Origin of the sequence: Breznakia sp. PFB1-19 (genome assembly GCF_029893935.1) — a bacterium.
GTDB lineage: Bacteria > Bacillota_I > Bacilli_A > Erysipelotrichales > Erysipelotrichaceae > Breznakia > Breznakia blatticola.
Genome location: NZ_JARXXJ010000007.1, coordinates 80210 through 106327 on the forward strand (window position 1 = coordinate 80210; position 26118 = coordinate 106327).

Below are 26118 nucleotides of genomic sequence, written 5' to 3' on the forward strand. Positions count from 1 at the left end.
GTTACACACTCCTAGAACATTCGTAAGATATCATTGTATGTTGCAAACAACATCAATCCAACTAAAACTGCAAATCCTCCAAGGATTAAACCGTTCATTACCTTCTCATTTAACTTACGACCAAATAGTCGTTCTGCAAGAACTATAATTACACGTCCTCCATCAAGTGCAGGAATTGGTAGTGCATTCATAATCCCGATATTTACTGAGAATAAAGCAAGTAAACGTAAGAATACTAGGATTCCTGATTGTGCCGCTTGTGCACTAATTTTAAAGATACCTACAGGTCCGCTTAATTGCGTAAGGTTTTTTCCATGCAATAAGTTTGCAAGCCCATCAAATACAGCTGTACTTGCTTCTTTTAGATCTTGTGTACCATAACCAATTGCATCCATTGGTGAAATTTTAATTACCTTTCCAGGCGCAAAAGCAACACCAATGCGTTTGGAATCACTTTCTGTATCAAGAATTGGTGTAGCTGACAATTGCAACGTTTTTCCATCGCGTTCTACTGTAAACGTTAATTCACCTTCAAATGTATTTACAACACTCACCATTTCACTGGCAGTTGTAATATCATAGACATTGTTTTCTGTATCTTCAATTCTTGTGACTTTATCACCAACTTCAAAGCCAGCTTGACTAGCAATACTATCGCTGACAACTTCGTTGATAATGGCAGGTTGTGCTTCTACACGTTGTCCGACTGCCATATTAATACCAACAAATACGACCCAAGCTAAAATTACATTCATAATAATTCCAGCTAGCATAACAATTACTTGTTGGTAGGTTTTTATCCCATTAATCGTTCTTTCAAATGGAACGTTTTCATCCGCTTTTGTATCGTCAGCTTCTCCAGCCATTGACACAAACCCACCAATTGGTAGAGCACGAATGGAATATTGTGTTTCCCCTACTTGTTTTTTAAACAGAACAGGTCCCATCCCAATCGAGAATTCCCCACAGTATACACCAAACGCTTTGGCTGTAAGAAAATGTCCTAATTCGTGAACAAAAACAATCACACTTAATAAAATTACAAAACTTAAAATGGCTATAATCGTATCCATTTAATTCCCTCCAAGTTCACTTACAAAAGCACGTGTTTGTAAATCAGTCGCTAGTAAATCCTCATATGTAGGATTTTCAATAAACTGTATTTGTTCATAGGCTTTTGTAATACATTCTTCAATTTGTAAGAATGAGATTTTTTCTTCTAAAAATAACTGTACTGCAACTTCATCTGCAGCATTTAGGATTGCGCCACTATTTCCACCACGTCGTCCTGCTTTATAGGCTAGTTCAAGTAATGGGAAGCGATGAAAATCCATCGCTTGAAAGTGTAACATTCCTACTTTCACTAAATCAAGCGGTTCGCTTTGTTTTAAAGATAAACGATCTGGATAACTAAGTGCATATTGAATTGGAATTCGCATATCCGCTGTTCCTAGTTGTGCAATCACGGAGTGATCTACATACTCAACAAGTGAGTGTACAATACTTTCCTTATTGATAATGACATCAATTTGATCAAAATCAACATCGAACAGGTAATATGCTTCAATCACTTCAAACCCCTTATTCATCATTGTTGCACTATCAATTGTAATACGTTTTCCCATCGACCAATTTGGATGATTCAAAGCATCTTTGACAGTTACACAAACGAGTTCCTCGCGTGTTTTATCACGAAAACTTCCACCACTAGCACTTACAATCAAGCGCTTAATTTCGCTACGCTTATTGCCTTGTAAACATTGAAAAATTGCAGAGTGTTCACTATCAATTGGCAACATTGTTCCATTGTATTTTTTTAGTGCTGCTTTAACTAGTGGCCCACCAGTTACTAGACTTTCTTTATTGGCTAGTGCTAAAACCATGCCTTTTTCAATCGTCTTTAAACTTGGTTTTAAACCAGCAAATCCAACAAGGGCATTTACGACCACATCTGCTTGTATATCAAGTAAAGATAGTAGTCCTTCATCTTCACAAGTAAATGATAGTTCCGGATAAATTTCTTGCATCATTTTTGCATCTTCTTGTTGAAGAACACTATAGTTTTGACATTTTGGATACAGTTGAATAATCTTTTTTAATGCATTCATATTGCGTCCAATAGACATCGCGACAATTTCATATTCTTCAGGATGTCCAAGTACTACATCAATGGTTTGCATACCAATGGATCCACTTGCCCCAAGTAAGATGATTTTTTTCATAATACAATCACCATTACTACTGCAAATGCCACTAATGTAAAGATTAATGAATCGATACGGTCCAAAAATCCACCATGTCCTGGAAAGATATTTGAAAAATCTTTAATATTGTAGTCACGTTTAATATTCGAAAATGATAAATCACCAAGTTGACTAACTATTGGCAACCATAAAGATCCAATAATTAATAAAATCAGTGGCATATCCTTAATCACAAAAATCGCAAATAAGGCAGATAGTAATGCCCCTGTTGCCCAACCACCAACAGCACCTTCCACTGTTTTCTTTGGTGAAATCTCTGGTAACAGTTTGGTTTTTCCAAAGATACTTCCAATAAAGTAAGCACCTGTATCACAACCATAGGTCGCTAGTAAAATATACCAAATGTATAAGTGACTTGCACTATAAATATAGAAGAATACTTTTCCTAGAATAAATGTAATTGTCGAAATGGCAATCAAGAAAAAGACATCTTCAGTAAGAACACGTTTGCGAAATAACGGTGTTGATAGTAATGCAAAAATTAGCACAGCAAAAACAAAGAATGAGTATTTTTCTGGAATGATAACCAAACATCCATTCAATAAAAATAGAATAGTTAGTAGTGCTGTACTTAAGGATTTACGGTTTGGTAGTAATGATACAAGTTCAAAACTTGATACCAAAACAATCAATCCAACTAATATCTTAAGTAATATTCCACCATATAGTAACGGCGGGATGACACAAGCGATAATCACTAGTGCGGTAATGATACGTTTTACCATTCTTACACACCTCCAAAACGACGATTGCGTTGATTGAATTCTTCAATGATATTTGCAAAACGTGCCTCATCTAATTCAGGCCAAGCGTAATCAACAAAAACAAATTCTGCATACGCAAGTTGCCACATCAAGAAATTAGATAAACGTTTTTCTCCACTTGTGCGCACAAGTAAATCAATTTCAGGAAGTCCATTTGTCATCATGTAAGAGCCAAATGTATCTTCATCAATATCTAATGGTTGTTTTCCATCTATAACATCTTTTGCATACGCTTGTGCAGCAAGTGTAATTTCACGACGTGAACCATAGTTAATCGCAATGACCAACTTCAGTCCCGTATTATCTTTTGTTTGCTTTTCAGCTTCTAAGATTACTTTTACTGTATCACTAGGAAATCGTTCCAGTTCTCCAATATGCATAACCTTAATATTCTTTTCATTCAACTCTCTAATATATTTATTAAAAAACATTTTCGGTAGTTTACATAAATATTCTACTTCTTTTGGTGGACGTTTCCAGTTCTCTGTACTAAACGCATATAACGTAAGTACCTCAATACCTAAACGATTTGCTTCTAAAGCTATGGTACGAATCGTTTCAGCACCAGCTTTATGTCCTTTTGTTCGCTCAAAACCTTTTGCTTTTGCCCATCGACCATTTCCATCCATGATCATTGCTACGTGTTTTACCATAGTTAGCCTCCATAAAGTAAAACCCACTTACGTGGGTTAATTAAATTGACATAATTTCATCGACTTTTGTTTTGACAGTTTCATCAATTTTTTTCACGTATTCATCCGTAAGTTTTTGAATACGATCTTGTGCATCTTTTTTCATATCTTCTGTAAGTTCAGAAGCTTTTTTTGCAGCATCGTTCGCATCACGACGAATGTTACGGATTACAATTTTGCTTTCTTCTCCAACTTTTGCAGCATCTTTTCCTAAAGCTTTACGAGTATCTTCAGTTAATGGTGGAATGTTAATACGTAATACATCTCCATCATTTTGTACTGGATATCCAAGATCACATGCATTAATTGCTTGAAGCATATCTTTAACTAAACTTTTGTCGTATGGTTTAATTAATAATTGACGACCTTCAACTACTTGAATACTTGCCATTTGGTTTACTGGTGTTGGTGATCCATAGTAATCTACTTCTACACGATCCAACATCGCAGGGTTTGCTCTACCTGTACGAATTTCTACTAAATTGTTGTGAAGTGCATCCATTGCACGTTCCATTTTTTCTTTTGCATTATCTAAAATTGCTTGCATTTTATTTATCTCCTTTACTAATTACAGTTCCAATTGTATTTCCTTTAATTGCTTTTAATATATTTCCTCTTTCGTTCATATTAAATACGATTAAGTCAATATCGTTATCCATACACATACTTGTTGCAGTTGTATCCATAACTTGCAATCCTTGATTTAATAAATCCATGTATGATAAGTGATCATATTTTCTAGCATCTGGATTCTTTTTTGGGTCGCTATCGTATACACCATCTACACCATTTTTTGCCATCAAGATTACATCTGCTTTAATTTCACTTGCACGTAAGGCTGCAGTTGTATCTGTTGAGAAGTATGGTGAACCTGTTCCAGCTCCAAAGATGACAATACGTCCTTTTTCTAAGTGACGAATGGCTCTTCTTACAATAAATGGTTCTGCAATTTTTTGCATCTCAATTGCAGTTTGAACACGTGTTGGTACTCCAATTTGTTCCAAAGCATTTTGCACAGCAAGTGCATTTATAACAGTCCCTAGCATTCCCATGTAGTCACCTTGTACACGATCAATACCTAATTGTTCAACAAGTTTACCACGAATGAAGTTACCTCCACCTACAACGATTGCTAAATCAACACCTTGTTCGTGAACTTCCTTCAATTCTTCAGCAAGTTGTGCAAGGATGTTTGGGTCAAAAGCATTTCCATTACCAGATAATGCTTCTCCACTTAGTTTTAATAGAACTCGATTATACATCTATAATACCTTCCTTTATATACAGTCTCCGTAGACTCTCATTCATTATACATGATTTACTAGACCACTTCCACAGGAAAAAACAAATAACTACCGAAAATAATCCATTCGTATCAAGTAGCTCACTTTCCTAAATTCGTGTAAAAAAAGAATTGCTACTTCATGTTTTTATCTATTCACATACACTTCATGATTTGCAAATAGTTTTTGACATATGCCAGAAATGAGCATATACTTTTCTTTGTAAAAAAAACAATAATGAGGAGATTTGTATGCCCAGACCAAAAAAGAGACGAAACATTTGTAATAAGCCTCGTTGTATGGATTTTAAACCAGATCTTCAACACGAGCATGTCACATTATTACCTTTAGATGAATATGAAGTTATTCGACTAATTGACTATGAGGGATTAAACCAAGAAGCATGTGCACTGCAAATGGGACTATCTCGAGCGTCTGTTCAAGCGATGTATCAACGTGCAAGAAAAACCATTGCGATTTGCCTGGTTGAATCAACTGCATTACGTATTGTTGACCATCAAGAACCATGCCCAAAAGTACACAAACGTCGTCATTGTTGTAAAAAAGGAGGAACTCATCATGAGTAATTGTAATAACGATTGTGGTTCATGCAGTGAAAACTGCAACGATAGAACACAACCACAAAGTTTTTTAGAAGAACCAAACAAAAATTCAAACATCAAAAAAGTCATTGGGATTGTTAGTGGAAAAGGTGGTGTAGGAAAATCACTTGTTACTTCCCTACTTGCCGCAAACATGCAAAAGCAAGGATATCTTAGTGCAATACTTGATGGTGATATTACGGGTCCATCCATTCCTAAAGCATTTGGAATCAAAGATAAAGCATATGGAAATGATAGCGGGATGTTTCCTGCAACATCAAGTACTGGAGTAAAACTATTCTCTACGAATATGTTGCTGCAAAACGAAAGTGATCCCGTTGTATGGAGAGGCCCTGTTATCGCTGGAATGATCAAACAATTTTGGCAAGAAGTGCAATGGGGTGATGTAGATTACATGTTTGTAGATATGCCTCCAGGAACTGGAGATGTTCCACTTACTGTATTCCAATCTTTACCAGTAGATGGAATCATTATTGTAACCAGTCCGCAAGAACTTGTTTCGATGATTGTAGAAAAAGCTGTAAACATGGCAAATATGATGCAAATTCCTGTACTGGGTATCGTAGAGAATATGAGTTACTTTATTTGTGATTCATGCAATAAAGAGCATCACATTTTTGGTGATAGTCACCTTGATGAGATTGCAGAGCGCTTTAATGTTGATTGTATTGCTCGTTTACCAATGGATCCAAGTATTGCTCAACAAGTAGATAAAGGATTAATTGAAGATCTTGATATTCCACAAATTCAACCAATTGTAGAAATGCTAAAAACCGTAGAAAGTTTACATACTACAAATACAGAAGATACAGCCAAAACAATAAACGAAGTTGTTGCTATCCCTTATGATAAAGGACAAGTTTTCCAACATTTTGGAAAAACAAAAGAGTTTAAAATCTACACAGTAGTAGATAATGAAATCACAAACCAACGCATCATTTCTGCAGGTAGTGCAGGACATCACGAACTTGTTAATGTTCTTTTAGAATATGATGTGACTACACTTTTATGTGGAGGTATGGGTAATGGAGCTAAAGATGCTAATGAAGCTGCTGGAATTACTGTATACACTGGATTTAGCGGTAGTTGTGAACAAGCAATTGCTAACTACATAGCTGGTAATGTGCAACTTTCAAGTGATGCAACTTGTGATCACCACGACCATGATCATCATCATGATCATGACCACCAATGTAGTGGAAACTGCTCAAACCATTAACAAACATAATGTAAATAACTAACAAGCCTTAACTCGGCTTGTTTTTATATTTATAAATTAGTCAATCGATACACATAAAAAGGGAAGTTGCTTACTTCCCTTCTGTTTCTCGTATTTTACTAAAACTATATGTTATTTTACTTTTCTAGTTCTCTTTGTAATTACAAAGACACCAGTTGCTAATAGAAGTAGTGATAAGTATGCCAATGCATTTGTAGTATCACCTGTCGCAATTGATGGAAGAACTTTTACTTCTTCTTTTTTATTGTCTTGTTTTGGTTCTTCTGGCGCAACTGAAGGTGCACGTTTAACATATACTACGTTAAATACGTTATCATCTGTTTTTTCAATACTAATTGTTAGTGATTGTTTATCAGCTGCTTGATACATATATGTTGCATCTTTACTTAAGAAGTATTTTACATCAATATCGCTTAATTGAATTACATCTCCATCAACATACAATGATTCAGAAGTATAACTTCCAATATAGTTATCTGCATCTGTACTTGAACCAATAACATCTTCCCAGAAGTGAACTGTATAACTTGTTGTTTCAGCTTCAACTTCTGATAATGCATATTTCACTTTAATTACATTCGTTTGCACATCCTCAGTAACTTTTAACACGTATTGTTTACTTGGTTGATCTGAAGCTAATTCATAAATTGAATCTAAGTTATTATCAACAAGTTTTTGTTGCGCATCACTAATTGAGTAGAAGACATCAGTTCCATGTTCCGTAATTGGGAAAACTGTTGTCCAATCATTGTTAACAACAAAATCTCCTGCTTCATTTTCAAAATAGTACTCAACTCGATATGCTGTTTTCTTGTATACATAAACACGGTTGATTACTTGATCTGGAACATCTGTTGTAGGTGTTACTGTTGTTGAAGAAGTTGATTGTAATACATATCCTTCATCTGTAAACTTCTTATCTAACTCTCCACCATCAGTTGTGTCTGTTAGTGATAAGTAAGAAACATATCCAGTAGCAGAATCCATTAACACTTCAGTTTGGTTTCTAGGCCCACCAACAAAGGTAGCATTCACTTTTACAGTTGCTGGTTTGTATTTGTGCGTGATAGTTACAGTATATGTTTTTCCAGCTTCTACAGTGAATCCATTTTTCAAAACACCGCTCGAATCTTCAACATCCGTTAGATTTGCAATATGTTTTTTGTCATCAAAAGCACGAGTTAGATGACTTGCATCTACAAACTCTGAACCATGATATACCTCAACTGGATGTGAATCGATACTATTTTTATCTGTTGACCCAACTTCTTGTTCGTAATGTACGAATTGAATTGTAGCCATTCCGTTATTTGGCAACGACTTATAGTAGATTTTATAAACATTATCATCTGCATTTCTTTTTATTTCTAAGCTAAGAATCGGTGATTTCGCTGTATCCAACATATAAAATTGACGATCTGATGATCCACTCACTCCATTTAAGAATGCATTTTGAATATTTACATTGTTGTATGTAAGATTCTCAATCGAATAAGTTTTTCCAACTTCTACTTTTGAATTTGTTCCAAGAATCTCACTTGAAGAAAGAGTTTTCATTGGGGAACTTTGATCATCTAAATAGTATTCTACTTTAAAATCTTGTTCTACAATTTTCTCTTGATAAATAACATCAATACCAACTGGTTCAATACTTACATAATTACCACTAGTTGCTCTTGCATTTGTTAATGTAGCAGTATTTGCTCCAAATCTAACGAATTCATAAGTAACTCCATCAACAGTAATTTCTGCAGGAATTGAATCCTTTGTAGTTGTATTATCAATACTTACACTACGATTAGTACTATCCAAATTGATTGTTTTTGTAGGTGTTGAAGAATTTAATGCTTGTGGATTCTTACCAGTTTTGTATTGGTTTAAATCCGTTGAAAGAATTTCTTCACCTTTTGCTTTTGTAGCTTCATCAATTTTGAAGAAATTAAATTGATATCCATATGTATTTTCCCAATAAAACTCTGTTGATCCAGTAATGTTTATTGTTTTATCACCATATGTATAATTTACTCCATTATTCTCTGTAAGGTTCGTTTTATACCAACCATCTTGTAAGTAACTACCATTATTGTCAATATCTTTAATTTTTACTCGTATCGTTCCTTCCGTTGTATTTTTACCATCTACATTTAATGGAAATTTAATTACATTATCTTGTACTTGAATATCTGTTACATCTGATGTTACATATTCCATCCATTCAGGAAGTGTATCAGTAATAGTTCCTTGACCATTGTAGTACTCTTCTTTCATTGCCTCAGCTACGGCTTGTGATGCATTCTTAACTGCCTGTGCATCTGCACATGTGTAGTAATACTTTTCTGTTGAGCTTCCACTTTTGTAAGAAGCAATTTGTTTTAGAACATCTACATCAATACTCGCACCAACTGTAAAAATAGTCTTACCGCTTTCTTTAATTGCAGTTGCTTGATTAATTGTATTTTTATTGTTTGTACTTGATGTAACTTTTCCATTACCAACTACAGTATTCGATGAGTTATCTTTATAGGAAAACGTAGGTTCTCCATCACTTAATAAAAAGATGATTTCTTTTCCTTTTTTTGATGAATCTGTTTTTGCTAAATCATCTAACTCCGTATTGGCTTTTCTTAGTGCTTTTTGTATAAAAGTTGCACTACCTACATTTCCTTTATTTGTAGTATCATCATATGGGTTTTTTCCAGTTTTATATACTGGTGAATCATGACGCCAAGCCTTCGAACTTACATTTTCTGCAAAAGTTATTACTTTAAATGATACGCCTGGATGTTCCGTGTCACTTGAACTAGTTTTACCAAATTCTTTTAGTAAGTCATCAGAAATTGTTTTGATCATTTTTTCTGATTCTACCAAAAGATCCTTCTTACCAGTAATTGTTCCCCAATAATTAATATTGTACATACTATTACTATCATCTAATAAAAATACGATATTTAGTCTTTCTTTTGTTTTGATAGTCTTTGATTTTCCAGTAGTACCAAAAGTGATATCATATTGTCCTTCAATCTCTTTTCCATTTTCATCTACTGCTTGTTCAACCGTTTTAGTCAGTTTAACTTCATCATTACTTGCTTCCTGTTTTGCATTTTTCAATTCATATGCATCTGGCAAGTTCGTTTCCGCCTTTACTGACTGCAAGTCTCCCATAAAGATGGCACCAAGAACTAATGCAAACGTTAATATGCTTAGTGTGATTTTCCTTATGCTTAATTTTGTTTTTTTCATACTTTCCTCCTTATAAACACAACAACAATATTTATATAAGAAAAAACTCATATAAATCAAAGATTTGTATGAGCTGCATTATAAAAGGATTAAGTATCCAAAGCGATATTATACAAACATGCACAAAAAAACATGCATACAAACACACTTATATCGGCCTCGTTTACAAACAAATTAAACCTTATATTAACACAACACACATAAAACTCTTAATTGTCACAATTATATTTTAATACTACATTTATGTAATGTAAAGATTTTTATTTTTAAATTTATAATTAATTCTTATTTATAAAAATTGTGTTTTATAGTGTAGGTAGTAAACAAAAAGCTACCGAAGTAGCTTTCATTTTAAATTATTTATTGATTTGGTTCATTACTTCTTCAGCGAAATTTTCTTCTCTTTTTTCGATTCCTTCACCTACAGCGTAACGTACGAATGTTACAACTTCAGCGTTGTTGCTCTTTAAGTATTGGGCAACTTTTTGGTTAGGATCTTTGAAGTAAATTTGGTCAATTAAACTTACATCTTGTAATGATTTAGATAAACGACCTTCAACGATTCCTTTAAGAACGTTTTCTGGTTTTGATTTTAAACTTTCATCATTGTTTAAGATTTCCGTTTGAATTTGTCTTTCTTTGTCAATAAATTCTTGTGGCATGTGGTCACGAGAAATGTATTGTGGAGACATTGATGCAACTTGCATTGCGATGTCTTTAGCAACTTCATCATTTCCACCTTTAAGCACAGTTAAAGCAGAAATTTTTCCACCCATGTGCATGTAAGCTCCAAATACGTCATCAGCAGTTTTTTCAACTACTTCAAAACGACGAAGTGAAATTCTTTCACCGATTGTTGCTGTTGCGTTAGCGATTGTAGTTTCAAGTGTATCACCTTCAGTAACTAATGCTAATGCACTGTCCATATCGCTTGGTTTGTTTGATAATAAAATTCCTTGAATTTTATCTAATAATTCAGTGAATTGTTCGTTTTTCGCAACGAAGTCTGTTTCTGAGTTAACTTCGAAGATTACAGCGATGTTTCCATCAGTTGCAACACGAGTTAATCCTTCAGCAGCAATTCTTCCTGATTTTTTTGCAGCTTTAGCAATACCTTTTTCACGAAGCCATTCAGCTGCTTTATCCATATCACCGTCAGTTTCTTGAAGGGCTTTTTTACAGTCCATCATCCCTGCGCCTGTTCTTTCTCTAAGTTCTTTTACCATTGCAGCAGTAATTGTCATAGTAAGTCTCCTTTCTTTACGTTATGTAATTATGCTTCTTTTTTTTCTTCTGTTTTTGGAGCTGTTGTTGTTTCAGCTGGCTTATTGTTGTTGTAAGCTGGTCTGTTTCCACCTTGAGCTCCACGGTTGTCATCACGACGTCCTTGGTATGGTTTTCTTGGTCCACGGTTATCGCGTCCATCACGTTTGTTAGCAAAACGAGCACGACGTTCTTCGTATTTAGCGCGACGACGACGTTCGTTTTCAGCGATTTGTTCTTCAACGTTAATAATAACGTCTTTCATAGTTACATCTGGTTCAGTATCATTTGCACATGAGTGAGCAACTGATAATAATCCACCTTTAGCTTCAACGATTGCATCAGCCATCAATGTGACGATTAATTTAATTGCACGCATTGCATCATCATTTGATGCGATTGGGTAATCAACTTCTTCTGGGTCACAGTTTGTGTCGATCATTGCAAATACAGGAATTCCTAATTTCTTTGCTTCCGCGATTGCGTTGTGTTCTTCTTTTGGATCAACAACAAAAACTGCATCTGGAAGTTTTTTCATTTCTTTAATTCCACCTAAGAAGTTTTCTAAACGAGCTTTTTGTTTACGGAATTGTGCTTGTTCTTTTTTCGTGTATACATCGATTAATCCAGTTGATTCCATTTCTTCAATTTCGATTAAACGTTTTACACGTTTTTGGATTGTACGGTAGTTAGTTAATAATCCACCTAACCATCTTTGGTTTACATAGAAACTTCCTGAACGTAATGCTTCTTCAACGATAGTTCCTTGTGCTTGTTTTTTTGTTCCAACAAATAATACTTTTCCACCTTTTTCAGCGATTGCTTTCATTGCAGCGTAAGCAGTATCGATTTGTTTTTCCGTTTCTTCTAAGTTAATGATGTATACACCATTTCTTGAACCATAAATATATGGTTTCATTTTTGGGTTCCATCTTCTTGTTTGGTGTCCGAAGTGTACACCTGATTCTAATAGTTGTCTCATTGAAACAATTGACATAAATAAGTCCTCTCTTTCCGTTACTCCTCCATCAATTCAAAAGTTGATAACTCATTGTCGCTAGGATTCTTCCTGCTAGAGCACGGATCAACCAATTCTTGATGTGTGTAGTCGTGTCTTCACACGCTTTGGTATTGTACCACAAACAAAACCTTTATTCAATAGGGTTTAAGAAAAACGCATTTACGTTCTTGCACGTGGAAATGCGCTTTCATATGTTGATTTTAATTTATCTTGACTAATATGTGTATAAATCTGGGTTGTGCTTAGTGAACTATGACCCAACAACTCTTGTACAATTCGTAAATCTGCACCATTATCTAGTAAATGTGTCGCAAAACTATGACGTAACATATGTGGATGAACATGCATGTTCAAACCGCTTTGCAATACACATTGATTGAGTATATATTGAATCCCACGACTTGTAAGTTGTTTTCCTTTTTGATTGATAAACACATATCCATGCATTTCATGAGTCCATCTCTCTCTTGTTGTTTTTAAATATGTATCTACTAGTGTTCCAACTCGATCATAAAATGGAACCATACGCTGCTTATCACCCTTACCTGTGACAATTAGTGTTTGATCAGCAAAATCAATATCACTAATTTTTAGATTTACTGCTTCACTGACCCGTAAGCCACAAGCATACATTAATTCAAACATCGCACGATTACGTAAACCGACTTCATCATGTATATCCATTGCATCTAGTAATTGATCTAGTTCATCTTCAAATAAGAACTCAGGAATCTTTTTATCAATTTTTGGCATCTTTACATAATGAAATGGATTGTTTGATATTCCAATATATTCATTTAAATAAGCAAAAAACGAACGTAAGGAACTCAGTTTTCTAGCAATACTGCTGTTTTTAAGTGGTCCTTGTAAACTTGTGCGATTTCGCAACTCTACAATATAGTTACTCACAACTAAGCGATCCACTTCTTCAAAACCATTCAGACTTTCTTGATTCATAAATTGCATGAAATCATCAATATCTCGTTTGTATGCTTCATACGTATGTTCACTACCAGAGTTTCTTTGCTTGGTGTAGTTTAAGAAACGTTCAACGTATTCATTCATAATGTTTCAACAATACGTTGCATCTCTTCAATCGCTTGCTTAGCATATGCTGCTTTACGCTCGCGTTTTTTCACTTTACTTTCCAATTGCATAATCCCAAAGTTTGCATTCATTGGCTGAAAGTAAGCTGGATTGGTGTGCGTAATATAGTATGCTTGTGCACCAATTGCAGTCGTCGGTGGTAAAACAATTGGCTCTTTTTCTTCTAATAGACGTGCCATATTAATTCCAGCGAGCGCTCCACTTGCTGTACTTTCTACATATCCTTCGACTCCACACATTTGACCTGCAAAGAATAAGTTATCTCTGATTTGACTTTGGTACGTTTGTTTTAAACACTTCGGTGCACACATAAATGTATTACGGTGCATAACGCCATAACGAACAATCTCACAGTTTTCTAAACCTGGAATCATTTGTAATATACGTTTTTGTTCGGGCCATTTTAAATGTGTTTGAAATCCTACAATGTTGTATAAGGTTGCAGCTGCATCATCTTGACGTAACTGAACAACCGCATATGGTTTATGGTTCTCATCTTTTTCTAAACCAACAGGTTTCATCGGTCCAAAAAGTAAAGTTTTTTCTCCACGTTTTGCAATTTCTTCAAATGGCATACATCCTTCAAAGTATTTCTCATCTTCAAAATCTTTTGGTACAACTACTTCTGCATGAATGAGTTCTTGATAAAACTTTGTGAATTCTTCCTCACTCATTGGACAGTTGATATAATCAGCTTCCCCTTTATCATATCTAGATTTGTAGTATGCCTTTGTAAAGTCAATACTATCCTTTTCAATAATTGGAGCTGCTGCATCATAAAAATGCAAGTACTCTTGATCAAACAAATCTTTAATATGTTCAGAAAGCGCATCACTTGTTAGTGGTCCTGTTGCCACAATGACATTACCTTCAGGAATTTCTGTAAGTTCTTCTTCAATTACTTCAACTAATGGATGTTCTTTGATAACTTTTGTGACAGAAGCACTAAAACCTGCTCGGTCTACAGCTAGTGCGCTACCGGCAGGTACTTGGTGCTCGTCAGCTTTGCTAATGATTAGCGAATCTAACATACGTAGTTCTTCTTTCATAATCCCAACAGCATTTTCAAGTGCATTGGAACGTAATGAATTGCTACATACAAGTTCGGCAAAATTACTAGTATGGTGTGCAGCAGTCATTTTCTTTGGTCGCATTTCGTAAAGTTTTACTTTGATTCCTCGTTTTACGAGTTGCCAAGTTGCTTCACTTCCGGCCAAACCTGCACCGATGACGATTACTTCTTTCATATTATTCCTCAGATTCTGTACGACTATCTTCTTTTGCTTTTGTCGCCTTTTTTGTTGTTGCTTTTTTTGTCGTTTTCTTTTTTGTCTTAGTTTCTACAACTTTTTCTGCTTCTGATTTAGCAGTTGCATCAACCTCTTCATCTTTTGGTTTTTCTTCTTTTTTAATATAACGGCATTTTGGATATCCTGAGCATCCAACAAACATCTTCCCGTATCTTGATTTACGTTCAACTAATGGCTTTCCACACTCAGGACACATCTCTCCCGTTTCTTTTGGTGGTTGACGATCACTTTTGATGTATTTACATTCTGGATAGTTTGCACATGCATAGAATTCACCAAAACGTCCACGCTTTTTCACTAATGGACCACCACATTTTGGACAGGTCTCATCAATTTTATCTTCTTCATCTTGTTTTACATATTTACATTCTGGATAGTTGCTACAAGCAACAAAGTCTCCATAACGTCCTTTACGGATTACAAGTTCATGACCACATTCAGGACACATCTCACCTGTTTTCTCTGCTTCGATTTTTTCCATTTTGTCGTATGCTTCTTGCAATAACGGCTCAAAACGGTCATAGAATTTACGTAATTCTTTTACGTAATCCTTTTGTCCCTCAGCAATTTCATCAAGTTCATTTTCCATCGCTGCTGTGTATTTCACATTAATGATATCAGAGAAGAATTCTTGTAATTTCTTATCTGTTAACTCCCCTTGTTCTGTTGGGAAGAATACTTTCGTTTTTGTTGTTTCCGTTGGTTTTCGTAAGTCTGCATAACCACGTGCTTGCAATGTATCAATAATCATCGCATATGTAGAAGGGCGTCCAATTCCTTGTTCTTCGAGTTCTTTAATTAAACGCGCTTCACTATAACGTTTTGGTGGTTCAGTAAAGTGTTGTTTACCTTCAAGTTTTACATCACTTAAGATCTCACCTTCTTCGAGTACTGGTAAGACTTCATCTTTACTTGATTCATAGTCTTTATATATTTTCAAGTACCCATCAAAAGTCAATACCGAACCAGTTGCATTAAATTGTGCATCGTTATTTACGATTTGTACAACCATGCTATCACTTTTTGCTGGTGCCATTAATGATGCAAGTGTACGTGCATAAATCAATTTATATAGTTTATATTGATCTGCAGTTAAGTAACTTTTGATTGACTCAGGTGTACGATTCACATCAGTAACACGACATGCTTCATGGGCATCTTGTGAATTTGCATCTTTCTTTTGACGTACACTTCCAACGTATTCTTTTCCGTATGTGCTTTCAATATATGCAAGTGCACTACTTGTAAACACTTCACTTAGACGCGTTGAATCTGTACGCATGTAAGAGATAAGACCCTCAACACCCGTACCAATTTCAATACCTTCATAAAGTTTTTGTGCAGTTGACATCGTCTTCTTTGCACTAAAATTTAACTTTGTACTTGCCTCTTGTTGTAATGATGAAGTAGTAAATGGCAGCTTAGAAGCTTTCTTCTTTACTTTCTTATCAATAGATTGCACAACATAATCACCTGTACAAGAAGCTATGATTGCATCACTTTGTTCTTGATTTGCGATTTTTGCAGTTTTTCCTTTATATTTTTTCAATTCAGCAACAAATGAATCATTTTTCTTATTCACTAGTGCATCAATTGTCCAATATTCTTCTTGTTTAAAGGCACGAATTTCATTTTCACGTTCAATGATTAAATGCAATGCAACTGATTGTACACGTCCAGCGGATTTACTTTTGATTTTTGAACGTAATAAAGTTGATAGACGAAACCCAATGATACGGTCAAGAATACGTCTTGTTTCCTGTGACTTTACTAAATCTTGATCAATTTTTCTTGGATTTTCAAATGCTTCAATAACAGCAGGTTTTGTAATCTCATGAAAAATAATACGATTTTGTTTATCTTGATCTAAACCAAGTTCATCAGCTAAGTGCCAAGCGATCGCTTCTCCTTCACGGTCCGGGTCACTTGCAAGATATACTTCATCACTTTTTTTAGCAAGTGCTTTCAATTCCTTTACAGTTGCTTTCTTTTCCTTACTTATTTTATAAGTTGGTTCGAAATTATTATCTACATCGATCCCTAACCCACCTTTTCCAGATGTGGCTAAATCACGTATATGTCCTTTACTTGATACGACTTGAAAATCGCTACCAAGGTATTTTTCTATGGTCTTTGATTTGGAAGGTGACTCCACAATTACTAATTTTTTCATTTACTACCTCCGACTTACATCAAGTATATTCACTTTTGTTCATTTGTCAACACCTACAATTCGGCGATTGTTTCATTATCTACGATAATGTTTGCCCCTTCTTGAATCAATACATTGCAACCACTTACATGATTTTCTACAAATGAATATGGAAATACATAGACTTCTTTATTTAGTTCAATTGCTTCATTTACCGTAAGCATGGTGCCACTTCGCTTACTTGCTTCAATCACGATTAGTTTCTCTCCTAGCGCTGCAATTAAACGATTACGCAAAGGAAAATGAAATGAAAATGGACGCGAACCATTTGGATACTCACTTAACAATAAATGATTTGTTTCAATTTCTTTATATAGAAAGCTATTGCACTTTGGATAGTGAATATCTAGTCCACAACCTACAATGGCAATGGTCTTTCTTGTGTGAAGTGATAATTGATGAATATATGCATCCACTCCCTTAGCAAGTCCACTGACACTTACATATTCTTTGTTTACATATCGCATAAGCGTTTCACAATTATATCTGCCTTGGCGAGTCATGATGCGCGAACCAACAACTGCAATTTTACGTTTATTTAATAATGATATATCCCCTTTATAGTATAGAACATAGGGTGGATATTTCAACAACAGAAACTCTTGGGGATACACATCATCCAGTATTGTAATATATGGATCTGGATACGTAATGGATTCGTATGCTTCATTATGTAAAATTGCTCTTTTAATCGCATGTACATCGCCATCATATTTTACACTATAATACAGTAATCTTTCTCTCATGTTATACACCTCTGTATATATATAGGAAGAAAAAAAGAAATATCCTTGATAGATACTTCTTTACTAAAAATCAAAATGCATTTGTAGTGCTTTAGCTACTGGTGCATAACTGCGTCGATGGATTGGCAATACACCATATGTATTAAGTGCAACCATATGTTGTTTAGTTGGATATCCTTTATGTTTATCAAATCCATACTCTGGATACATTTTGCTATATTCTTTCATAATACGATCACGTGTTACTTTTGCAAGAATGCTTGCAGCTGCAATATTGACGCTTTTTTGATCACCTTTAATTATAGGTTCAACAATTTTTCCTTCAACTTGAAATTTCATCGCATCACTTAAAACAACATCAGCAGCTTCACATTCAGAAGCAATTTTCATCATTGTTTGTTTTGTTGCTTCGTAGATATTTAAACGGTCGATTGTCGCTTCATCAATAATTTCAATAGAAAAATATAGTGCTTCTTCTTTAATATAGCCATAAAGTGCTTCACGCTTTTTTTCACTAAGCTTCTTTGAATCATAAATCTCGGGATGACTAAATCCCATTGGAAAACATACACCAGCAACAACCAGTGGACCAGCCAATGGACCTCGCCCAGCTTCATCAATACCAATTACTTGTTGGTAGCCTTGGTTTTCATACTGTAATTCATACTCATTCGTGCACTGCATCAGTTCGCTCCCAAGTAATCTTTCCAAAACGGTTGGTACGAATATCTTTCATAAACGTTTCAATCGCTCGATTGTAATCAACTTCATTTCCTTTTTGAAGTAAGTTTCGATTTCTTCCAATCTCTAAAAACAACTTATAGTTATTTTCAATGATAGTTACGCCATACGCTTCCTGTAAACGTTCTGGAAAATACACCTTTAGATATTTTAAGGCAGCATACGCTACTTCTTCTAGTGGTAATACTTGATCACGAATTGCTCCAGTAATCGCAAGTAAGATCCCAATTTGCTCATCTTCAAATTTTGGCCATAATACACCTGGTGTATCTAGTAATTCAATATCCTTATTTACTTTTACCCAACGTGTGTTTTTTGTAACTCCTGGGCGATCACCAGTAACTAATGTTTTCTTAGCAGCTATTTGATTAATTAGCGTACTTTTTCCAACATTTGGGATTCCACACACCATACAACGTACTGCACGTGGATTCATCCCTTTCTTTATTTGTCGTTCTCGTTTTTCTTTCATTAAAAACAGTGCATTTTCACTGATGATTTTTTTTACATTATCATGCAGTACATCTACACCAACAACAACTGTATACTCATTCGATAGTAATTGAATCCACCGTTTTGTTTCTTCATCTTCTGCTTTATCGATTTTCGTTAAAACAATCAGTCTTGGTTTTTGTCCGACTAATTCATCTATCAACGGGTTCTTTGAAGCATTTGGCACACGTGCATCACGCAATTCGATTACCATGTCGACCATTGATAACATACTTTGCATTTCACGTTTAGCCTTGGTCATATGCCCAGGAAACCATTGTATATTTAATTTCTGATTACTCATCATTACTCACCATCCCTATTTTATCAAATGGATATAACACAAGAACATTCTTGCTAATAATCGAACTACGCTTAAACGGTCCAATTCCAGCTGCTCTTGAATCTCTAGATACCGGACGATTATCACCCAGTAAAAAATACTCATCTTCACCTAAGACAATAGGTTCTACATCATGGGTAAACGTATTTCCATAATTACGATCCCCGATTTGTGTCTCCATATACGCTTTATTTAAAAATGGTTCTTCTACCGGTTTACCATTAATATACAACTGATCATCAAAGTATTCGATTTCCTCTCCAGGCAAACCAATCACTCGTTTCACCCACAAGTCATCTCCAGTTTTTTCATCTTGGACAACAACGACATCGAATCGTTCAATTTCACTAGTTAATCCTGCAAAGACATTGGAAAATCCAAATTCTTGATTTTCTAATGTTGGATACATACTACTACCAGAAACGGTTATTGGGCGAAAGAAGAACTTCACACACAAAAAAACCAAAACAAAACATATAAGGACCATCTTAATAAAGTCTAATATTTCTGTTTTCGTCTCATTTACCTTTTTTGTTTCTGTATTGACATTTGTCTCGTTCATCATCGCTTATTATACCATTATTCCTTTATGTTTCACACAATGAAACATATAATTTACAACATTTCTTAACCTGATTATGGAAAAGAAAAGATGCACATTCGTGCATCTAATAGATTATCTACGGATTTCTTTAATTCTTGCAGCTTTTCCACTACGTCCTTTAAGGTAACGTAATTTATTTCTACGAACTTTACCATGACGTACAACTTCGATTTTATCGATAATTGGTGAGTGTAATGGGAATGTTCTTTCAACTCCGATTTGGTTAGAGATTTTACGAACTGTGAAAGTTTCAGCAATTCCTCCACCTTTTTGTGCAACTACTACACCTTCAAATACCTGGATTCTTGATTTGTCACCCTCTTTAATGCGAACGTGAACTTTTACTGTAGCTCCACTACGGAATGCAGGGATATCAGATTTAATTTGTTTTTTTGTTACTTCATTAACTAAATTTAAATTCATTTTCTTTCTCCTTTTCTTTAGTAATACAGATTGGTTCATAATCCGTTATTACCGGATAAGCGGAACCCTGCAGCCAACAGGCTTATATATAATAGCAAATTTCAGCATTAATGTAAACCAAAAATTACTGAATTTCACCATTGTTTTATGACCCTTTGTTTTATGACTTATTGATTTTCATCATTCGAAGTTTGTTTCTTATTTTCTTCATCCATCACTTCTTGTAATAACTTTTGTTCTTCGCTTGTAAATGTGCGTCCATCTAACAAATCTGGACGACGCAAGTGTGTTTTTCGTAAGGATTCTTTTAATCGCCATTTGCGAATATTTTCATGATGTCCACTCATCAATACATCGGGTACTTTTTTACCGTCGTATTCTACTGGGCGTGTATATTGTGGATATTCAAGTAAGCCGTTTTCAAATGAATCATCTTCATGAGAATCACTACGAATTACTCCATCACGCAAACGAATGATGGCATCACTTAAAACAAGCGCTGCTGGCTCTCCACCAGTTAACACAAAATCACCGATACTTACTTCTTCATCAACATAATCACGAATTCTTTCATCAAATCCTTCATAGTGTCCACACAGCAAGACAATATCATCACATTCAGCTAACTCACGTACAAGTTTTTGCGTCATCTTCTTCCCTTGTGGACTCAACATAACAACTTTACTGTTTGCTTTAGTATTCGCCTTTAATGCATCCACGATTGGTTGACATGCAAGTAGCATTCCTGCTCCACCTCCACAAATCGTATCATCTACATTGTTGTGTTTATCTAATGTGTAATCACGAAAATTTATCGCTGTAAACTGTACACTTTCCTTCTCAAGTGCACGTTTGATAATTGATGTTTCCTTGAAGGAATCAAAAAAGTTTGGAAATAGTGTCAACACTTTGATTTCCATCATAACAATCCCTCAATTACTTCAATTACAATTTGTTTTTTATCTAAATCAACAGACTTTACAAATGCATCCACAAATGGAATTAAGATTTTTTGATTCACTCGCATAATTGGATTTGCAGCAGTATCAATCATTTCATCCACAATACCAAGCGACTTCCCATGTTGATCTAATACTTCACAACCAACAAGATCAAAGAAATAGTATCCTTTACCATCATCTTTAATATCTTCGCGGTTTACGAATACTTTTTCACCTTTATATTTTTCAACTAAGTTGATATCTAAAAGTTCTTTGAATGCAACTAAAGCCATCCCTTTATTCATACGAAAACTATGTACAACTAAAGGTAAGTCGCCAACAAATACCGTATTTCCAACTTTAAAACGTTCATTTGCGAAATCTGTATCCAGTTTAATTTTTAGTTCCCCACGTAATCCGTGAGTATTTACAATTTGTCCAATTTCTATTTTTTCCATACATTCACCTTTTAAAAAAGGATGCGTCTGCATCCTAATATGATTCAAATTTAATTGTGATCATTTTATTCTCTGTACGAGATGCAATAGACATCATCTGACGAAGACTGCTTGCCATAATTCCACGACGCCCGATAAGACGAGCAACATCTTCAGAACTTGCATATACATTTAAGAGAACTTCATCATCTTCAAGTGTTGGTAAGACTTTCACTGATAGTGATTCTTTATTATCAACAATTGGAGTGATTAGATCCAACATGATTCTTTCGTAATCCATGACGACTATTTACTGTTTTTTTCGTCGTGTAATTTCTTTAGAACTCCTTGTTTAGATAAAATTGTACGTACTGTATCTGATGGTTGTGCACCATTTTTAATCCAGTTCATTGCTTTTTCTTCATCTAAAGTAATTTGTGCAGGGTCTAAGTTTGGGTTGTATGTTCCGATTGCTTCAATAATTCTTCCATCACGAGGACTTCTTGAATCTGCAGCTACGATACGGTAGTATGCATACCCTTTTTTACCCATTCTTTTTAATCTTAATTTAACAGCCATTGTGTTTCTCCTTCTAATTTTTACTCAGTAATCATACCATAAAAAATAAAGGTGTCAAGGTTTTTTACTTGACACCTCTTTCATATTGGTAATTGAGTATGTTCTTTGACTTGTAATCATAGGATACAATGCTTGTCATTTGATAGTTTGCACCTGTAATTTCAATACGACAGCTTTGCTCATCACAACGAATTTGAATCATACAATTTTTATATTCGTGATTGCGCATAGATTCTTCCATTTTGATCATTTGCTTTGCACTAGATAGTGCGTACAATTCCACAAAGTCAACTTTACTTTGCATGGGTCTTTGCGCTTCTATTTTTAAAGTAAGCATACTTATAAAACTCAACATAAAACTGAGCAGCACTAATCCATATAAGCCAATAAATCCATGTTTAGCAACCGATGATTCGTTCCTTAACCTCTTGGTTTTTATGTTTATAAACAAGATAGATACACTCCTCTCTTTGCGTAAAATATGCATCATCCACATACTGTAAGAACACTTGATATCCTGGTTGCATAATCAGACGGTCTTTTTGTAAGGATACTTGCATGTCTTTATCATAATATGACAAGTATAAACTTCCATCAGCATAACACGTATCACTGAGTACATAAATCAAACGAAGTTGTGAGATACTAATATCATCTTCTCCATCATACATACTCGTATCCATACGTCGTAAACCTTGTAAATACATTAAAAGTAAAGATAATAAGATACTTACAATCAACAAGCTAAACAGCGCTTCTAACATACTAAACCCCATCTGGATTGTCATCTTCTTCAGTTTCTTGTTCTGTATGTTCTCCATCTTCATTTTCCTCGATTTCTTCTGGTTCTACATAGCGAAACTCTTCATAGAAAGTCTTCATTTCTAATTCTTCATCATAGGTATTTCGTTTCATACGAGAATATTTGTACATACTTTGACTACATACACTTAAGAATAATACGAGAACCATGCACACTTGCATAAATATAATACTTTCACTCAAGAGAAACCCTTTTTTACTTTTCATAGATATTTCCGCTTCCTAGATGAATGACCAATTGTTTTTGTTGGTTATTGAATGTACAAGTAATCGTTCGTGCCTGATTTACATTTCCTCGCTCATTGAAATAGATTTCATGCTCTCCACAAGCCATCCCTTTAGCAAGTTGATGCGTTTTCTTACCACTTATAATTTGAGAATTTTTAATTTGAACATATTCAACTTGTTTTGTCAGAATCGCTTCTCTTTGTGCTAGTAAAAGGATGCTTTTCACTTTATCCATCTCCAGTGATAAAGATGTGCTAGATGTCGCCGTTCTTGTAAATAGTAGAAGACATACGCTTATAATCGTAAGTACTAATATTGCCTCAAGCAAAGTAAATCCTTTTTTATTTACTTGCTTTAGCTTCACCACCAACAATGGTAATTTTTTCTCCATCTGGACAACGTGCCTGACTTTCTTTTACATATCCCCTACTAATGAGTTGCTGCATATTTGAAGGTGTTTCAAGTGTCTCAATTTCATATAGTAGAATTTGTGCGTTTACAACTTCAACTAGTGCCTCACATCCTTTATTGTCGATTACCTCTTTTTTCTGTTGGATATTTGGAATCGTCAACAGGAAGATAAGCGCAATAATAGTTAATACAATAATCATTTCCAATATGGTAAATCCTTTTTTATGCTTCATGGTTACATCCTTTCTAATAACTGTAAAGGTAACAACATGACTTGATATACACATATGACCATAACCCCAACAAAACTATACGAAATCATTTGCAATAGCATCGTAAATTTCCGTATTTGCATTTGCCAACGTTTTTGTTGCTCATCACGATATGAAATCATCATTTCTCGAAATGCTCCTGTTGATGAACCAATCGTAAAATGTAGTTTAAACCGTTTGGATATCCACGGATTTCTTTGTAAGACTACAAACAGCTCTTCCCCTGCATTTAGTCCATCATAAATCGATTTGCTTACACTATGAAACAGTGGTTGTTTTCGTATATCTTGTAAAAACAAGAAGGCTTGTCTTGTACTTAACCCATGCGCATCAAGTTCAATTAAATAATGTGCTAAATAAAATGACATCCATTCTTTTACCGTTTTACTGTGTGCAATAGCAAACATTCCTACACACCGTAAAATTCGTTTACTTAACTGACACAAAATGAGTAGTAGCATCACAAAAAGTAAGCAAAGCACCATCACATTCACAATATGTTGAATGATTTCAACAAGTTCAAACATTACATTTTGCTCAAATTCAAAGTGTTGAACTAGTTGTGGTATGACAAATCCAGAAAACACATACACGGTAAAAAATGATATCAATAGCACAAATAGTGGATACACACTTTTTTTGAGCATCTCTTGCTTTAATTTCTTTTCAAACATCTCCATTGAACATGCACAAGAAATCGCATTTGTTAAACTTGTCATCTTTAAAAAGAATTCTAGAAACACTTTCATCCTACCTTTGCAGCTGTCTATGACAAGTTGTTCAATACGTAAACCATCATCAATCGCTTTGCATATTTCAAAATGATCTTTCTCCATTAGCTGCAAAGCTTGCTTTAACGGATAGCCTTGTTGCAACAAACTAGCAAAATACGACCACTCATCCATACGCATGTGTAACCGTACTTGCTTATTAAATTTGATTTCTTTGTTTAGCCAAGCGAATTTTGTCTTCCATGGTTTCATAGTTTTCATCAAGCGGTTCTCCTTTCAGTACACGTGCGATATCTGCTTCGTCCATCATTTCATAAATACAAATGCGTTTCTCTTCATCTTTTGCTTTGAAAATTCGTTGCGAGGTTAAGCCACACAGTGTTTCTTTTAAATCAAGTTCACTCACCCCGAAATCTAACATCCGCTTAATAACATCCACACAACTTTTCGCATGAATGGTTGATAATACCAAATGACCACTCAGTGCAGCAGTTATCAACTGTTTTGCTGTTACTTCATCGCGAATTTCACCAATCATAATGACATCTGGATCATGACGCAAGACTTGTTTGATTCCTTCTGCGTACGTAAAATCTACCTTTTCATTGATTTGCAATTGCAAATATGATGTTGTTTGAATTTCAATAGGATCTTCCAAAGTAATCACATGTTTATTTTCGTATGTAGACAGTCTCTCCAATAGTGCATGTAAAGTGGTGGTTTTTCCTGCACCAGTTGGGCCTGATAATAAAATCAATCCACTTGAACGTTGTAACCAGCATTTAAATAATTCAATTTGATTTATATCTGTTGTTAAATCTTCAATTATAAAATGCTTGTGGTTATTCAGTATCCGCAGTACACCGGTTTGCAGTTGCATTGTTCGTAAGTATGAAAATCGAAACTGTAGTTGCTTCTTTTTAAAGGTATATGAGAAGTTTCCACTTTGCGGTAATAGCGAATTACCCAAATCAAGATTGGCAATAAACTTTAAATAATGAAATAGATTTTCATCTAGCAGTTTATGCTTAATTTCTTTAATTCCATCAATCCCGCGAATCCGTACAAATAATTGTCCATTTTGAAGTGTGAAATGAACATCACTTGCATCATACATTTCAATATACTCAAGTAGTTGTTTGATCCTTTTTTTCATATACACCTCGCTTATTTATAGGTAAACAACAAGCTCACAAAATCCTAAAAAAAACTCGCTTCCTAAGAAACGAGTCTGCAATAAACTACCCCGGGGCAGAGCCCAGAAAGCCATCCCATGGCTTTCCGACGGGGTATTCGGGTCGCTTCGCTCAAGCTGATTACACTCGCATT

The 26118-nt window shown here is 34.8% G+C and carries 30 protein-coding genes and 1 pseudogene; 3 read left to right on the top strand and 28 right to left on the bottom strand.

What is annotated here, in order from left to right; genetic code table 11:
• Positions 1-11: 11 nt before the first annotated feature.
• From rseP to pyrH, 6 genes are read right to left on the bottom strand one after another with little or no spacing between them, the layout of a single operon-like run.
• The gene (rseP, locus tag M2098_RS05175) at positions 12-1073 is read right to left on the bottom strand and encodes an RIP metalloprotease RseP (protein ID WP_280682152.1); all 1062 of its coding nucleotides are present in this window, start codon (positions 1071-1073) and stop codon (positions 12-14) included.
• Positions 1074-2222 (bottom strand): 1-deoxy-D-xylulose-5-phosphate reductoisomerase, encoded by a 1149-nt coding sequence (dxr, locus tag M2098_RS05180; RefSeq protein WP_280682154.1) that lies wholly within the window; start codon positions 2220-2222, stop codon positions 1074-1076.
• Positions 2219-2989: a phosphatidate cytidylyltransferase gene (locus tag M2098_RS05185; RefSeq protein WP_280682156.1), complete on the bottom strand. Its 771-nt coding sequence runs from the start codon at positions 2987-2989 to the stop codon at positions 2219-2221. The genes dxr and M2098_RS05185 overlap by 4 nt, the downstream gene beginning before the upstream one ends.
• A gap of 2 nt (positions 2990-2991) precedes the next feature.
• Positions 2992-3681 (bottom strand): isoprenyl transferase, encoded by a 690-nt coding sequence (locus M2098_RS05190; RefSeq protein WP_280682157.1) that lies wholly within the window; start codon positions 3679-3681, stop codon positions 2992-2994.
• Between the two features lie 40 nt (positions 3682-3721).
• On the bottom strand, positions 3722-4267 hold the full coding sequence (gene frr, locus M2098_RS05195; RefSeq protein WP_134169188.1) for a ribosome recycling factor: 546 nt from the start codon (positions 4265-4267) through the stop codon (positions 3722-3724).
• A 1-nt stretch (position 4268) separates the two neighbouring features.
• Positions 4269-4982: a UMP kinase gene (gene pyrH, locus M2098_RS05200; RefSeq protein ID WP_280682158.1), complete on the bottom strand. Its 714-nt coding sequence runs from the start codon at positions 4980-4982 to the stop codon at positions 4269-4271.
• Between the two features lie 272 nt (positions 4983-5254).
• Here pyrH and M2098_RS05205 point away from each other — a divergent pair, with 272 nt between their 5' ends.
• The 3 genes and pseudogenes from M2098_RS05205 (at position 5255) to M2098_RS11565 (ending at position 6845) form a co-directional block, all read left to right on the top strand.
• Positions 5255-5590 (top strand): DUF134 domain-containing protein, encoded by a 336-nt coding sequence (locus M2098_RS05205; protein ID WP_280682159.1) that lies wholly within the window; start codon positions 5255-5257, stop codon positions 5588-5590.
• Positions 5583-6368, top strand: a pseudogene (locus M2098_RS11560) (Mrp/NBP35 family ATP-binding protein); the annotation flags it as partial. The gene M2098_RS05205 and the pseudogene M2098_RS11560, both read left to right, overlap by 8 nt.
• 21 nt (positions 6369-6389) lie before the next feature.
• Entirely contained in the window at positions 6390-6845 is a 456-nt protein-coding gene (locus M2098_RS11565) for a NifB/NifX family molybdenum-iron cluster-binding protein (RefSeq protein WP_348521567.1), read from the top strand.
• Between the two features lie 132 nt (positions 6846-6977).
• On the opposite strand, the gene M2098_RS05215 is transcribed toward M2098_RS11565, so the two are convergent.
• The 22 genes from M2098_RS05215 to M2098_RS05320 all read right to left on the bottom strand — a co-directional run bounded on the left by M2098_RS05215 (position 6978) and on the right by M2098_RS05320 (position 25945).
• Positions 6978-10106 carry a vWA domain-containing protein gene (locus M2098_RS05215; protein ID WP_280682163.1) on the bottom strand — a complete coding sequence of 1043 codons (3129 nt, stop codon included), beginning with the start codon at positions 10104-10106 and terminating at the stop codon, positions 6978-6980.
• Between the two features lie 356 nt (positions 10107-10462).
• Entirely contained in the window at positions 10463-11350 is an 888-nt protein-coding gene (gene tsf, locus M2098_RS05220) for a translation elongation factor Ts (protein ID WP_134169198.1), read from the bottom strand.
• 29 nt (positions 11351-11379) lie between these two features.
• Positions 11380-12366 (bottom strand): 30S ribosomal protein S2, encoded by a 987-nt coding sequence (gene rpsB, locus M2098_RS05225; RefSeq protein ID WP_280682167.1) that lies wholly within the window; start codon positions 12364-12366, stop codon positions 11380-11382.
• A gap of 183 nt (positions 12367-12549) precedes the next feature.
• Positions 12550-13455, bottom strand: coding sequence for a tyrosine recombinase XerC (gene xerC, locus M2098_RS05230; protein WP_280682169.1), 906 nt, complete (start codon positions 13453-13455; stop codon positions 12550-12552).
• Positions 13452-14744 carry a methylenetetrahydrofolate--tRNA-(uracil(54)-C(5))-methyltransferase (FADH(2)-oxidizing) TrmFO gene (trmFO, locus tag M2098_RS05235; RefSeq protein WP_280682171.1) on the bottom strand — a complete coding sequence of 431 codons (1293 nt, stop codon included), beginning with the start codon at positions 14742-14744 and terminating at the stop codon, positions 13452-13454. Before trmFO ends, xerC begins: the two co-directional genes overlap by 4 nt.
• Position 14745: 1 nt before the next feature.
• Positions 14746-16980, bottom strand: coding sequence for a type I DNA topoisomerase (gene topA, locus M2098_RS05240; RefSeq protein ID WP_280682173.1), 2235 nt, complete (start codon positions 16978-16980; stop codon positions 14746-14748).
• 53 nt (positions 16981-17033) lie between these two features.
• Positions 17034-17765 carry a DNA-processing protein DprA gene (locus M2098_RS05245; protein WP_280682175.1) on the bottom strand — a complete coding sequence of 244 codons (732 nt, stop codon included), beginning with the start codon at positions 17763-17765 and terminating at the stop codon, positions 17034-17036.
• 63 nt (positions 17766-17828) lie between these two features.
• Complete coding sequence (locus M2098_RS05250) at positions 17829-18449, bottom strand: ribonuclease HII (RefSeq protein WP_280682177.1); 621 nt, start codon at positions 18447-18449, stop codon at positions 17829-17831.
• Entirely contained in the window at positions 18433-19302 is an 870-nt protein-coding gene (gene ylqF / locus M2098_RS05255; protein ID WP_280682198.1) for a ribosome biogenesis GTPase YlqF, read from the bottom strand. The genes M2098_RS05250 and ylqF overlap by 17 nt, the downstream gene beginning before the upstream one ends.
• Positions 19295-19906, bottom strand: a complete 612-nt coding sequence (gene lepB / locus M2098_RS05260; RefSeq protein ID WP_280682178.1) for a signal peptidase I — start codon at positions 19904-19906, stop codon at positions 19295-19297. The genes ylqF and lepB overlap by 8 nt, the downstream gene beginning before the upstream one ends.
• A gap of 111 nt (positions 19907-20017) precedes the next feature.
• Complete coding sequence (gene rplS, locus M2098_RS05265; protein WP_134169212.1) at positions 20018-20368, bottom strand: 50S ribosomal protein L19; 351 nt, start codon at positions 20366-20368, stop codon at positions 20018-20020.
• A gap of 167 nt (positions 20369-20535) precedes the next feature.
• Positions 20536-21288, bottom strand: coding sequence for a tRNA (guanosine(37)-N1)-methyltransferase TrmD (trmD, locus tag M2098_RS05270; protein ID WP_280682200.1), 753 nt, complete (start codon positions 21286-21288; stop codon positions 20536-20538).
• Entirely contained in the window at positions 21288-21767 is a 480-nt protein-coding gene (gene rimM, locus M2098_RS05275) for a ribosome maturation factor RimM (protein ID WP_280682180.1), read from the bottom strand. Before rimM ends, trmD begins: the two co-directional genes overlap by 1 nt.
• A 34-nt stretch (positions 21768-21801) precedes the next feature.
• Positions 21802-22047, bottom strand: coding sequence for a KH domain-containing protein (locus M2098_RS05280; protein ID WP_280682182.1), 246 nt, complete (start codon positions 22045-22047; stop codon positions 21802-21804).
• A gap of 5 nt (positions 22048-22052) precedes the next feature.
• Entirely contained in the window at positions 22053-22325 is a 273-nt protein-coding gene (gene rpsP / locus M2098_RS05285) for a 30S ribosomal protein S16 (RefSeq protein ID WP_134169218.1), read from the bottom strand.
• A gap of 64 nt (positions 22326-22389) precedes the next feature.
• A complete protein-coding gene (locus M2098_RS05290) occupies positions 22390-22629 on the bottom strand; it encodes a hypothetical protein (RefSeq protein ID WP_280682185.1) in 240 nt (79 codons plus the stop codon).
• 94 nt (positions 22630-22723) lie between these two features.
• A complete protein-coding gene (locus M2098_RS05295) occupies positions 22724-23146 on the bottom strand; it encodes a hypothetical protein (protein WP_280682187.1) in 423 nt (140 codons plus the stop codon).
• Entirely contained in the window at positions 23091-23354 is a 264-nt protein-coding gene (locus M2098_RS05300; protein ID WP_280682189.1) for a hypothetical protein, read from the bottom strand. Before M2098_RS05300 ends, M2098_RS05295 begins: the two co-directional genes overlap by 56 nt.
• Positions 23344-23766, bottom strand: a complete 423-nt coding sequence (gene comGD, locus M2098_RS05305; protein WP_280682191.1) for a competence type IV pilus minor pilin ComGD — start codon at positions 23764-23766, stop codon at positions 23344-23346. The genes M2098_RS05300 and comGD overlap by 11 nt, the downstream gene beginning before the upstream one ends.
• Positions 23717-24019, bottom strand: a complete 303-nt coding sequence (gene comGC, locus M2098_RS05310) for a competence type IV pilus major pilin ComGC (protein WP_280682193.1) — start codon at positions 24017-24019, stop codon at positions 23717-23719. The genes comGD and comGC overlap by 50 nt, the downstream gene beginning before the upstream one ends.
• Before the next feature lie 2 nt (positions 24020-24021).
• On the bottom strand, positions 24022-25050 hold the full coding sequence (locus tag M2098_RS05315) for a type II secretion system F family protein (RefSeq protein WP_280682195.1): 1029 nt from the start codon (positions 25048-25050) through the stop codon (positions 24022-24024).
• A complete protein-coding gene (locus M2098_RS05320) occupies positions 24989-25945 on the bottom strand; it encodes an ATPase, T2SS/T4P/T4SS family (protein WP_280682197.1) in 957 nt (318 codons plus the stop codon). Before M2098_RS05320 ends, M2098_RS05315 begins: the two co-directional genes overlap by 62 nt.
• Positions 25946-26118 lie beyond the last annotated feature (173 nt).